At 40.2% G+C, this 12,148-nt stretch carries 11 protein-coding genes; 10 read left to right on the top strand and 1 reads right to left on the bottom strand.

Annotated elements, in window-relative coordinates; translation table 11 throughout:
- Positions 1–144 precede the first annotated feature (144 nt).
- On the bottom strand, positions 145–1,527 hold the full coding sequence (gene tig, locus B3Z75_RS13775; protein WP_294072947.1) for a trigger factor: 1,383 nt from the start codon (positions 1,525–1,527) through the stop codon (positions 145–147).
- A gap of 186 nt (positions 1,528–1,713) precedes the next feature.
- On the opposite strand from tig, the gene B3Z75_RS13770 reads away from it, so the two are divergent.
- The 10 genes from B3Z75_RS13770 to galK all read left to right on the top strand — a co-directional run bounded on the left by B3Z75_RS13770 (position 1,714) and on the right by galK (position 12,056).
- Positions 1,714–2,613 (top strand): CPBP family intramembrane glutamic endopeptidase, encoded by a 900-nt coding sequence (locus B3Z75_RS13770; RefSeq protein ID WP_238866860.1) that lies wholly within the window; start codon positions 1,714–1,716, stop codon positions 2,611–2,613.
- Between the two features lie 112 nt (positions 2,614–2,725).
- Complete coding sequence (locus B3Z75_RS13765) at positions 2,726–3,301, top strand: DUF3109 family protein (protein ID WP_238866858.1); 576 nt, start codon at positions 2,726–2,728, stop codon at positions 3,299–3,301.
- Between the two features lie 137 nt (positions 3,302–3,438).
- The gene (locus B3Z75_RS13760) at positions 3,439–4,029 is read left to right on the top strand and encodes a TetR/AcrR family transcriptional regulator (RefSeq protein ID WP_238869480.1); all 591 of its coding nucleotides are present in this window, start codon (positions 3,439–3,441) and stop codon (positions 4,027–4,029) included.
- Positions 4,030–4,052: 23 nt separating this feature from the next.
- On the top strand, positions 4,053–4,799 hold the full coding sequence (fabG, locus tag B3Z75_RS13755; RefSeq protein WP_238866856.1) for a 3-oxoacyl-[acyl-carrier-protein] reductase: 747 nt from the start codon (positions 4,053–4,055) through the stop codon (positions 4,797–4,799).
- Positions 4,800–5,100: 301 nt separating this feature from the next.
- Positions 5,101–5,766 (top strand): RluA family pseudouridine synthase, encoded by a 666-nt coding sequence (locus B3Z75_RS13750; RefSeq protein WP_238866854.1) that lies wholly within the window; start codon positions 5,101–5,103, stop codon positions 5,764–5,766.
- 197 nt (positions 5,767–5,963) lie between these two features.
- Positions 5,964–6,866: a sugar phosphate nucleotidyltransferase gene (locus B3Z75_RS13745; RefSeq protein WP_238866852.1), complete on the top strand. Its 903-nt coding sequence runs from the start codon at positions 5,964–5,966 to the stop codon at positions 6,864–6,866.
- A 36-nt stretch (positions 6,867–6,902) separates the two neighbouring features.
- Positions 6,903–8,216, top strand: coding sequence for a hemolysin family protein (locus tag B3Z75_RS13740; RefSeq protein ID WP_238866850.1), 1,314 nt, complete (start codon positions 6,903–6,905; stop codon positions 8,214–8,216).
- A gap of 207 nt (positions 8,217–8,423) precedes the next feature.
- The gene (locus B3Z75_RS13735; protein WP_238866848.1) at positions 8,424–9,497 is read left to right on the top strand and encodes an aldose epimerase family protein; all 1,074 of its coding nucleotides are present in this window, start codon (positions 8,424–8,426) and stop codon (positions 9,495–9,497) included.
- A 64-nt stretch (positions 9,498–9,561) separates the two neighbouring features.
- Positions 9,562–10,845 carry an MFS transporter gene (locus B3Z75_RS13730; protein ID WP_238866846.1) on the top strand — a complete coding sequence of 428 codons (1,284 nt, stop codon included), beginning with the start codon at positions 9,562–9,564 and terminating at the stop codon, positions 10,843–10,845.
- Between the two features lie 62 nt (positions 10,846–10,907).
- Positions 10,908–12,056, top strand: coding sequence for a galactokinase (gene galK, locus B3Z75_RS13725; protein ID WP_286832554.1), 1,149 nt, complete (start codon positions 10,908–10,910; stop codon positions 12,054–12,056).
- Positions 12,057–12,148 lie beyond the last annotated feature (92 nt).

The raw sequence follows: 12,148 nt of genomic DNA, 5'->3' as shown, positions 1-12,148 counted from the left end.
TTTTTGGAATGTTCAACTTAAGTTGTCAGATGAACAGTTGCAAAAACAGTACCGGAATATCATGGAAAACAGTTTTATGTTTTCCATTCACCTAACAAAATTATAAAGAATAATTGAAATGCAAAATAAAACAGTGAAAAACAATCAATTCTCTTCCTGCAAACGAGTGCGTTCATTCATCAAATCATTGAACTCTTTGGAAGAGATCTCTTTTTCAATGACAGTTACATTCTCTTTTAACCAGTCAATAATCTTGTCTTCTGTAGCTTTGTCGTAAAGATTTTGAACAGTCTCCTCTTTCTCCAACATGCTTTTTGTGTAGTTCTGCAGCACATCTGCTGGCAGATTGGTCATTCCGTATTGTGCAAATTGGGCTTTTGCCACCTCTGCTGCCAACGCTTCAATATCAGCGAATTCGACGCTGATATTATTTTCTTCCGCAATTTTCTGTTTTGCAATGTGGAACTTAAGATCTTCCAGAATTTTCGGATAATCATCTTCCACCTGCTCTGATGTTCTGTTTTCACCTGTTTCAAGCAACCACCGTTTCAGAAACTCATCGGGAAACTTAACCTCTTTCATCTTTTCTACGATGATATCTCTTGCTTCATGGATGAATAGATGGTCGGCATTGGGCTTAAATTGTTTTTCAAGCTCTGACTTTATCCTTGTCCTGAACTCCTCTTCTGTAGTAACCACGCCTTCGCCAAGTACACGGTCGAAAAGCTCCTGGTTCATTTCTGCCTCCTGATAACGGGTCACCTCTTTAATCTCTAAGGAAAAATCGGAATCAATATTTTTTACCTTATCTTTGGTTGTCTGTAACAGTGATGCTATCTCTGCTTCATTATTATCATATGCTTTCTTTGGGTTGAATACCACTTTGTCGCCCGCTTTGGAACCTGTGAAGCTGCTTTTTATCTCTTCATCCTTAATATATGAAGGCATAAGAATAGCGTTTTCTATCACCTGCAGGTTGTCTTTATCTTCACTGTCGCTCAATTCGGTGAGGGTCCCCTTTATCAGGTCTGTGTCTTTTGCTTCATCTTCAACAGAGAGATAAGTGCCGTAATTCTTCTTATAGGCATCCATCTGCTCATCCAGGAGATTTTCTTCCAAAAGGACCTTGTGGCAGGTCAGTTCAACACTTTTATCCAGGGGAAGGTCGAATTCGGGAGTAAGGGCAACATCGAAATAGAATTTCAGTATTTCGTCATTCTCCAGATCAACTAATTTCTCATCACTATTATCGGGAAGAGGTTCACCCAGAATTTTCAGTTTGTTGTCGCGAATGAAGTTGCCAACTTCATCTGTCACAATTTTATTGATCTCATCTGCCTTTACAGCTTTGCCATATAGCTTCTGTATCAGGCTTTTAGGCACTTTGCCCTGGCGGAATCCCGGAATATTGGCTCTTTGACGGAATTGATTAAGTGACTTATCTACATTTTCCTGATAATCTGCTTTTTCCAGCTCAATGACAATAGTTCCGTTTACTTCGTCTGTTTTATTCAGTGTTGACTTCATTATACTGAGTGATTAGTTTTTGTTGAAAGTCGGTAAAATTCAACCGATTGAAATGATTTTTTAAATAAAACTGCAAAATTAGTGTTATTCTTCCAATTTGCAAAAAATATTTTACATCCGTGTTTTACTACAAGAGGAGTTGCCTGAATTATTATTTAGTTATCTTTGCATTCCAAAACAGAAAAGATGCGACAAATTCTTACTTCGGTTACTGCTGGTACAAAAATTGTATATCTTTTTTTACTCATGTTTATCGGTCTGCTTCTGGCCGGGAGCATATTGATTGCTTTCTCGGCTGTTACAGGCGTTGAAGAGGGCGGGGTAACAATCATATATCTGAGTTCGGGATTACAGGCTTTTTTTGCATTCGTTATGCCTGCATATCTTGTAACCGGATGGAGTTTTCCCGGGGCAGCGCAATACCTGAAGATGGTGGACAAAGAGCATGCAGGGAGGAAAATTATTTTAGCAATAATGGTTTTTCTCCTTTCTTATATACCGGTTTTTCTCCTTACACAATGGAATAAAGGCATTGAACTCCCAGAATCGATGCAGATTGCTGAACAGTGGATGCGTTCTATGGAGGATGCTGCACAGGAAACAACCGATTTGCTGTTATCCGGTGAAGGTATCGGGCGCCTTTTCATGAACCTGTTTATGATAGCCGGACTTGCAGCTGTTGCGGAAGAGATGTTTTTTCGCGGCGCATTACAACAGCTTATACAGGAGAAATTCAGAAATGGGCATATGGCTGTGTGGATTGGCGCATTGATATTCAGTGTAGTGCATTTTCAATTTTATGGCTTTTTTCCAAGATTGTTGTTGGGAGCCCTGTTAGGCTACCTTTTTCTCTACACACAGAATCTGTGGATACCTGTACTTATGCACTTTGTGAATAACGCTACAGTTATTGTGCTGGCCTATTTCTGTAGAGACAGTGAATGGTTGTACAATATTGAAAACAGTGAGATCACTGCACCCTTTGCAATTATGGCACTAATTTGCTTGCTGCTGACAATTCTACTGTTCTGGTTATACAAAAAAAATTTAAGAACCTCAGTACAAACTGAAGTTGATTCTTGCTGACTAATTCAATTTTCTAACGTGTTGCGGTAACAGCTAAACAGCTATCCTAAGTCTTATATTTAGCTGTAAATGATAACAACTAACACAAGCGAAAGTTAAGTAACGAACAATAATGATACAAATTCAGAATACATTAATATCGGACGATATTTTCGAAGAACAATTTATCTGTAACCTCTGTAAATGCAAAGGGCAATGTTGCGTTGAGGGTGAGTCGGGAGCGCCACTTACTAGAGAGGAGTTTGAACAAATAAAAGAAATTCTGCCGGATATCCGGGATGAGCTCTCCGCCAAAGCGATTGAATTGATCAATGATCAGGGAATAGCATATATAGATAATGATGGAGAACTGGTTACCTCAATAATAGAAGGCAAGGAGTGTGTTTTTACCTATTTCGATGAGAATGGCGTATGCAAGTGCGCAATTGACAAAGCATACAGAGAGGGGAGGATTTCAGTTCAAAAACCAATATCTTGCCATTTATACCCTATCCGGCTTAATGAGTATAATAATTTTACAGCTGTCAATTACCAGCGGTGGTATCTCTGCAAGCCTGCACTTAATCTTGGACAAAAAGAGGGGATACCTCTTTACCGGTTTTTAAAAGAACCGTTGATAAGGAGATTTGGTGAGGATTGGTATAACGAGCTGTGTAAGGCTGCAGAACTGTTTAAAGAAAACTGTTAAAAGCAGTCAATTTCTCCTGTTTTGGATTACTTAAGCCAGCCGAAAGCACTATTTCGCTTTTTTTTACCCATTTACTTTCGGAATATTAAATCTTTGTTTTATTTTTGCACATAAATAAATGAAATGTGCAAAGTAAAGTGTCTGCAGCAATATCTAAAACGAAGAATAATCTTATAGACGTAGCCCGGCAACTTTTCGCGAAAAAGGGTGTCGAGAATACGACTATGAACGATATTGCAGAGGCTTCTCAAAGAGGAAGGAGAACATTGTACACCTATTTCAGCAGCAAGAACGATATTTACAAGGCAGTTATAGAGTCTGAGCTAAAAGTACTGTACAATAAGCTTGAAGAGGTGGTTGAGCGTGATATGCCCAACGATGAAAAACTTCTTTTGTTGGCTTTTACGCGGCTAAATGCAATAAAAGAGGTAGTTACACGAAACGGTACACTCCGGGCCGATTTTTTCAGAGATATATGGCAGGTGGAGAATGTGCGCAAGGAGTTCGACAAGAAAGAGATTCATTATCTTGAGACTATCTTGCAGGATGGGTGTGACAGCGCTATCTTTCAGATTAAAGATGTAAGGCAGACAGCCGAAATTCTGCACTATGCATTTAAAGGTCTTGAGGTGCCTGTTATCCGTGGTGTAATGAAACTAGAATATAACAAAAAAGAGGATAGGGATATTATCTCGAACCTCGTTTTAAATGGGTTATATACCAAATAGATATTTTAATAATAATCAATCAAATGAAGTTACTAGAAGGAAAAACAGCGGTAATAACCGGCGCCGCACGTGGTATTGGTAAAGCCATAGCTTTGAAGTTTGCGTCGGAAGGATCAAACATCGCGTTCACAGATTTAACTATAGATGAGGTGGGGGCAGCCACTGAGCGTGAAATTGCCTCGCTTGGTGTTAAGTGCAAGGGATATGCATCCAATGCTGCTAATTTTGAGGAGACTCACAAAATAGTTGATGAGATAATAAAGGATTTCGGCCGTATCGACATACTTATCAATAATGCAGGTATTACTAAAGATGGATTGATGATGAGGATGAGCGAACAGCAATGGGATGCGGTAATTAATGTGAACCTGAAGTCGGCATTCAACTTTATCCATGCTGTTACACCTGTGATGATGCGACAGAAATCGGGCAGCATTGTGAATATGAGTTCTGTGGTTGGTGTTTCAGGAAATGCGGGACAGGCTAACTACTCGGCTTCAAAAGCAGGCATGATAGGCCTGGCAAAATCTATAGCAAAAGAGCTTGGGTCACGTGGTATCCGTGCAAATGCCATTGCTCCGGGTTTTATCATAACTGATATGACAGGTCAATTGTCTGAAGAGGTAAGAAAAGAATGGGCAAAGCAAATTCCTCTTCGTCGCGGAGGTACGCCCGAAGATGTTGCGAATGTAGCTCTTTTTCTTGCTTCAGACCTCTCTTCGTATGTCAGTGGGCAGGTGATAAATGTTTGTGGGGGAATGAATGCATAATTATTACCACTTTTTGCCTTTATTACAGGGATACTGATTATATCAGGGATACAGAATAAATTTTGTGTCTCTGATATTTTGTTTCATCAGTGAATCCTCAATAAATAACAATACTCCTAATGTTATTGCTTTTGCAAACATAGGGATTTCTAAAAGCCTCTTTCATTGCAATCGTGACAAAACGGATGATGTTGACATCTAATGCATTAGAAATCATTTTTTTATTTCAAGGGTTTCAAAAGTAGGCTCACAAGTTTAATTATCACTATTTATTCCCGGCAAAAGGGAAGTCACATATCAGATGACAGTTCTTTACGAAGACAACCATATTATTATCGTTAACAAGGCACCAGGTGAAATTGTGCAGGGCGATAAAACGGGCGACAAACCATTGTCGGAGATGGTGAAAGAATTTTTGAAAGTTAAATATAACAAGCCCGGTAACGTGTTTTGTGGCGTTACGCACCGGCTCGACCGGCCCACAAGCGGGGTGTTGGTGTTTGCCAAGACAAGCAAGGCGCTCGCGCGACTGAACAGAATGTTTCGTGACGATGAAGTAAGCAAGATCTATTGGGCTATAGTAAAAAATCGCCCACCAAAAGAAGAGGGCACTTTGGTGCACTATCTGATGAAAAATGAAAAAACAAATAAGTCTACTGCTTTCGATAACGAGAAACCAAATACCAAAAAAGCTGTCTTACATTATAGACTTGTAGGTGCTTCAAAAAATTATTTTTTGCTGGAGATCGCTTTGGAGACCGGGAGACACCATCAGATCCGCTGCCAGCTGGCCGAAACGGGGTGTCCCATCAAGGGCGATCTTAAATATGGGGCTGAGCGCTCCAATCCCGATGGCAGCATCAGCCTGCATGCGCGTTCTATATCATTTATACATCCTGTTTCAAAAAAGAAGATATCGGTAACTGCACCTGTTCCGGAAGATGATCTGTGGAAAGCATTTGTATAAAACGTAATCGTCAGAAATGCGGTAACTTATTTGTATAAAAACTATTTTCTCAAGCAGGTTTAATAATTATTTATAGATCTATTGTGCCAATGAAGAACCAAAAAACAGGTCTGAAGAGCAATTTGAGCAATAATCTTTTCCTCGTTTTCGATAAAAATCTTACATTTGTGGACGAACTAAATTTTTAATTTTTCACGATGAAACCTACATTATTTGTATTGGCAGCAGGAATGGGCAGCCGCTATGGCGGACTGAAACAGTTAGACGGGGTAGGCCCGGCAGGTGAGACCATAATGGATTACTCTATTTATGATGCGGTAAACGCCGGCTTCGGAAAACTGGTTTTTGTTATTCGCAAATCGTTTGAAGATGACTTCAGGGAAAAGATTGTAAAAAAATATGAGAAGAAAATACCGGTTGAACTGGTATTCCAGGAGCTGGATAATCTTCCAGAAGGCTTTTCCCCCCATCCCGATAGAGTAAAACCGTGGGGTACCAACCACGCCGTAATGATGGGAAAAGAGGTGATTCACGAACCTTTTGCCGTGATCAACGCCGACGACTTCTATGGGCGTGAAAGCTTTCAGGTGTTGGCAGATTATCTAAAGACTCTTGAATACAGTCATGACAAATATTGTATGGTTGGTTATAGAGTTGGCAACACATTGTCAGAAAGCGGTACTGTGGCGCGAGGAGTATGTGAGACCGATAAAAATGGAAATCTCACCGGAGTGGTTGAGCGCACACAGGTTATGCGTATTGATGGAAAAGTGAGCTACAAGAATGAAAGAGATCAGTGGATAGCTATTGACGACAATACGCCAGTATCTATGAATATGTGGGGTTTCACACCAGATTACTTCAAATATTCCGATGATTATTTCGTGCAGTTTCTTAATGAGAACGCGGAGAATATCAGAGCTGAGTTTTTTATCCCTTTACTGGTAAACCATCTGATTGTGAATGGTAATATTACAGTGAAAGTATTGGATACACCTTCAAAGTGGTTTGGTGTGACTTATGCCGATGATCGTCCCGAAGTAGTATCAAAGCTGAAAAGCCTTACCGCTAACAAGGCCTATCCCTCTCCGCTGTGGTAATTTTATGATTACTTTTCTTCACCTGATAGGCTGATTATGTGGGTACATATTGTCGTTATACTTCTTCTTATCCTTCTTAACGGTTTTTTCGCGTTGTCGGAGATTGCAATTGTTTCGGCAAAGAAAAACAAGTTGGAAGCAGAACGCAAGAAAGGAAGTAAAGGTGCCGCGCGTGCACGAAAGTTGCAGGCCGACCCCGATAATTTTCTCTCATCAGTTCAGGTGGGAATTACTCTTATTGGTATTGTTAATGGTGCGTACGGGGGGCAGGCGTTTGCTGTCTATCTGGTACCTTTCTTTAAACAATTTAATGCTATAGGTGCTTTTGCGGACGCTGCTTCATTGATAGTAGTGGTATTCCTTATCACATATGTATCAATTGTTATAGGTGAGCTTGTACCAAAAACAGTTGCACTGAACAATTCCGAAAAAATGGCGATTGCTGTCTCGCCTACTATACACGTGGTGAGTCTTATCTTTTATCCTTTCGTGAAACTTCTCTCTGTATCAACAAGTTTTGTAAATAAACTTATAGGGTTAAAACCGAAAGATGAGGTGGTTTCGGAAATGGAACTGCGTGCAATGCTGAAGACAGCTTCGCATGAAGGTATTATTGATGTTGAAGAGAATATTATCCACGAACAGGTATTTTACTTCTCCGATAAAAAGGCAATTCACCTGATGACTCACCGAACGGATGTGGAGTGGGTGGATATAAGTAAAAGCCGTGAGGAGATAATTGAGGATCTGCTTCGGACAAAACATAGCATTATTCTTGCATGCAGAAAAAAGATTGATGATTTTACAGGAACTATATCTATAAGGGATTTTCTATTGCGTCTGAATAACAATGAACAGTTCACAATTGAAGAGCTTATTAAGGAGCCTGTTATCGTACCCAGTACCCTGCGGGCGCAAAAAGTGCTTGAGTACTTCAGGAAAAATCATATATTTATGGCTATGGTGGTAGATGAGTATGGCAGCCTCGACGGAATAATCACCATTCATGATATTTTTGAAAATCTTGTAGGTGCTATCCCGGAGGAGACAGAAGATGAATCTTATGAACCACTCATTTTTATGAGGGATGATAACTCTGCCCTGGTAAGCGGAGAGGCCCCTATAGAAATATTATCACAGCTTGATGAGGATTTTATCGTTGATTTTGATAAAATCGACTATTCAACAGTCGCCGGTTTTGTATTTGAATGTATTAACAAAATTCCCGGCGTAGGAGATAGATTTGAGTATGATAATCTTATGTTCGAGATAGTAGATATAGATGGCAACAAGATAGACAAAGTGCTGGTTACCAGAAGGTTCAAGGCGGAAAATGAAGTAATAATATAATTAATAACAAATAATGAGAGATGAGGGAGGTTGTTTTTTGCAGGTTTGATGCAGTTTATATTTAATAGTTTAAAATGTTAATTAATGAATTTATGTTGTTAAACACAAATTTTTATTAGGACGTTTCAAAAAACTGTGTTAATTTTACACCAATTATACAGAAAATCAATCTTCATCAATATCTTATTCTTAAACCCAGGAAATTACATGAACAATTTGTATAGCGAATCCGGTTTGCTTGTCAAAGCTTTTGACAAAACAGTGGATGGCAGGCAAACCGGGTTATACATTCTTAAAAACAAATTTGGAAGTGAAGTCACCGTAACTAATTACGGAGCTAAAATTGTATCGTTAATGGTTCCCGATAAAAACGGAATATTAACTGACGTAGTTTTGGGACACCCCACTATCGATGAGTACCTAACCTCGGAAGAGCCCTATTTTGGTGCTGTCTGCGGCAGAACAGCCAATAGGATTGCAGGAGGACGGTTTGAACTGGAAGGTAGGGAGTATCATCTTGCCATAAACAATGGACCAAACTCGCTGCATGGTGGCATCAAGGGATTTAACGCAGTTGTATGGGAGGTGAAAAAAGTGACAGACAACAGCATTCAACTGTTTTATCTGTCAGCCGACGGTGAAGAGGGTTTCCCCGGCAGCCTGTCTGTAACGGTAACATACACATTAACTGATGACAATGCTCTGGACATAAATTATAGGGCAACAACAGACAAAACTACCATTCTTAATCTTACCAATCACTCCTATTTTAATCTTTCAGGACAAGGCGATGAATATATTGGTGAACATATTCTTATGCTAAATGCCTCCAGCTACCTGCCTACAGACAATACAGCCATACCCTTGGGCGATGCAGAACCGGTGAAAGGAACTCCGTTCGATTTTACCCGGCCGCATGCTATTGGTGAACGTATAGATGATGATTTTGAGCAACTTAAAATTGGCCGTGGCTACGATCATAATTTTGTATTGAACAAAAAGTCAGTAAATGAATATTCTTTCGCAGGTTTATGTGAATCGCCCAAAACAGGGATCAAAATGGAGATTTATACTACAGAGCCCGGAGTTCAGGTATATACCGGTAACTGGATGAATGGTAGCTTTGTTGCAAAAAACGGTAAACGTTATCCATCGAGGTCTGCCGTATGCTTTGAGACACAGCACTATCCGGATAGTATTAATAAACCGCAATACCCTTCAGTGATTTTGAGTACCGCTGAGATATTTAATTCCAGAACTACCTACAGATTCTTTGTGTGAGATAAATATTTGAAATATAAAGTAAAATTATTCTATAATTGAAATTATTAAACAATAAAAAAGTATGAATACGACAACTCAGAAAAAGAATTACGCATTGCCTATCGCGGTAATGTTCATGTTGTTTTTTATGATCTCCTTCGTTACCGGTTTGCAGAATCCGATGGGAGTTATTGTGAAAAACCAGTTCGGCGCAAGCAATGCCATGTCTCAACTTGGAAATCTGGCAAACTTTATCGCCTATGCTTTTATGGGAATCCCGGCTGGATTAATCCTTGAAAGAAAAGGATATAAATTCACTGCCCTGATGGCTGTAGCTATTGGTTTTATTGGAGTGACAATTACCTTCCTTTCAGGAACTGTGGCTAGTTTTGGTGTATATCTGACAGGTGCTTTTATCTCAGGTTTCTCAATGTGTATGCTGAATACCGTGGTCAACCCTATGCTTAACACTTTAGGCGGTGGTGGAAATAAAGGAAACCAGTTGATTCAGTTCGGTGGTGCAATCAACTCCATTGGAGCAACTATCGTTCCCATACTTGTGGGTTACCTGATGGGTGATGTGGCACGGGCTGCTATTAGTGATGCCAATCCTGCATTGTTTCTTGCAATGGGTATTTTTGCCTTTGCTTTTATTGTTATTTTGGCAGTTAATATTCCCGAACCACGTTTGGAGATAACACGTAACCAGCCTAAAAAAGAAAAAGTAAAAGACAAGCACAGTGCATTGTCGTTCCGTCACTTCGTTCTGGGTATTATCGCAATATTCATATATGTGGGTGTTGAAGTGGGTATTCCCAACATTGCTAACCTTTATATGACAACAGGTGCTGAAGGTGGTGGCCTTGGCATAGCTGCAGGAGTTGCAGGCTCAATTGTTGGGTTATACTGGTTGCTGATGCTTGCCGGTCGTTTAATAGGTGCTTCGGTTGGTGCTAAAGTATCAAGCAAGTCCATGCTTAGCTTTACATCATCATTGGGTATCTTGTTAATATTGACAGCTATCTTTATTCCTGCAGCACTTTCGATTAATTTATTCGGTGCTGTTGTGCCTATTAAAGTTTTCTTCCTTGTTTTAGGCGGTTTGTGCACTTCCATCATGTGGGGAAGCATCTTTAACCTTGCTGTGGAAGGATTGGGTAAATATACTGAAATGGCATCCGGAATATTCATGGTAATGGTTTGCGGTGGTGGAATACTTCCATATCTGCAGGGATTAATTTCCGATAAAGCTGGCTTCCTCAGTAGTTACTGGCTTGTGATCGCAGGTATGGCATTTTTGTTATATTATGCACTTGCCGGATCAAAAAATGTTAACAAGAATATTCCTGTAAACCATGAGGAGTAAGACAAAAAGTACTCTTTACAGAACTTATTCTTACGTGATTCATATTTATTAATCAGACAATAATGACAAAAGAACAAATAGTTAAAATTTTTCATGAAAAATTCGGTGCTGAAGCACCTGAGGTATATACCTCCCCGGGGCGTGTAAACCTAATCGGGGAGCATACCGACTATAATGGTAGTTTCGTTTTTCCGGGAGCAATTGACAAAGGGATGATTGCTGCCATCAGGTTTAACGGGGCCGATAAGGTGAAAGCTTATGCAATTGATCTTGACGAAAGTTCCGAATTTGGGCTCAACGAGGAGGATCTCCCTAAAGAGGGGTGGGCGAAGTATATTTTTGGCGTATGCCGTGAGATAATTAAAAGAGGAGGTACAATTAAAGCCTTCGATACAGTATTTTCGGGCGATGTACCACTGGGCGCAGGTATGTCTTCTTCCGCTGCATTGGAAAGCACCTATGCTTTTGCGCTGAATGATATGCTTAAACTGGGTATCGACAAGTTCGAACTGGCCCGTGTGGGACAGAGTACCGAGCACAACTATGTAGGAGTAAAATGCGGTATCATGGATCAGTTTGCCTCTCTATTCGGAAAGGAAGGACATCTGATACGCCTCGATACAAAAACAATGGAATATGAATACTTCCCATTCGATCCCCAGGGTTATAAGCTGGTACTGCTTGATACGGTGGTAAAGCATGAGTTGGCATCATCAGCATATAATAAACGTCGCGAATCGTGTGAACACGCAGCAAGAACCATTGCTAAACGCCATCCTGAAGTGGAATTTTTGCGTGATGCAACAATGGAGATGCTCCTGGAGGTGAAGAATGAGATCTCAGAAGAGGACTTTATGCGTGCACAATATGTTATTGAGGAGACTCAACGCGTAAGAGATGTGAGCGATGCCCTTGAACGGGGCGACTATAAAACCGTGGGTGAGAAAATGTATGAGACTCATCATGGTATGAGCAAGTTGTACGAAGTGAGTTGCGATGAGCTCGATTTTTTGAACGATATTGCACGTGAACATGGGGTTACCGGTTCACGTGTTATGGGTGGAGGGTTTGGAGGTTGTACCATCAACCTTGTTAAAGATGAGTTACATGACAGTTTTGTAGCCGATGCCAAAGAAAAATTTAAGGCGCGCTTTGGCCATGAGCCGAAGGTGTACGACGTGGTAATAAGCGACGGTGCACGCAAACTTTAAGCTCTGTAAACACAAACCATGATAGAGAAGTAGGGATACGACAGTATCCCTCTTCTGTGTTTTTTTAACCGTTTTAACTACCTTATAATTAC

Origin of the sequence: Proteiniphilum sp. UBA1028 (assembly GCF_002316955.1) — a bacterium.
GTDB lineage: Bacteria > Bacteroidota > Bacteroidia > Bacteroidales > Dysgonomonadaceae > Proteiniphilum.
Note: the sequence above shows the minus strand (reverse complement) of the source record. Positions and strands in the feature narration are given on the sequence as shown.

Coding starts and splice junctions, on each gene's coding strand:
- tig (WP_294072947.1), bottom strand. CDS start 1,527: ATGAAGTCAACACTGAATAAAACAGACGAAGTAAACGGAACTATTGTC.
- B3Z75_RS13770 (WP_238866860.1), top strand. CDS start 1,714: ATGCGACAAATTCTTACTTCGGTTACTGCTGGTACAAAAATTGTATAT.
- B3Z75_RS13765 (WP_238866858.1), top strand. CDS start 2,726: ATGATACAAATTCAGAATACATTAATATCGGACGATATTTTCGAAGAA.
- fabG (WP_238866856.1), top strand. CDS start 4,053: ATGAAGTTACTAGAAGGAAAAACAGCGGTAATAACCGGCGCCGCACGT.
- B3Z75_RS13750 (WP_238866854.1), top strand. CDS start 5,101: ATGACAGTTCTTTACGAAGACAACCATATTATTATCGTTAACAAGGCA.
- B3Z75_RS13745 (WP_238866852.1), top strand. CDS start 5,964: ATGAAACCTACATTATTTGTATTGGCAGCAGGAATGGGCAGCCGCTAT.
- B3Z75_RS13740 (WP_238866850.1), top strand. CDS start 6,903: ATGTGGGTACATATTGTCGTTATACTTCTTCTTATCCTTCTTAACGGT.
- B3Z75_RS13735 (WP_238866848.1), top strand. CDS start 8,424: ATGAACAATTTGTATAGCGAATCCGGTTTGCTTGTCAAAGCTTTTGAC.
- B3Z75_RS13730 (WP_238866846.1), top strand. CDS start 9,562: ATGAATACGACAACTCAGAAAAAGAATTACGCATTGCCTATCGCGGTA.
- galK (WP_286832554.1), top strand. CDS start 10,908: ATGACAAAAGAACAAATAGTTAAAATTTTTCATGAAAAATTCGGTGCT.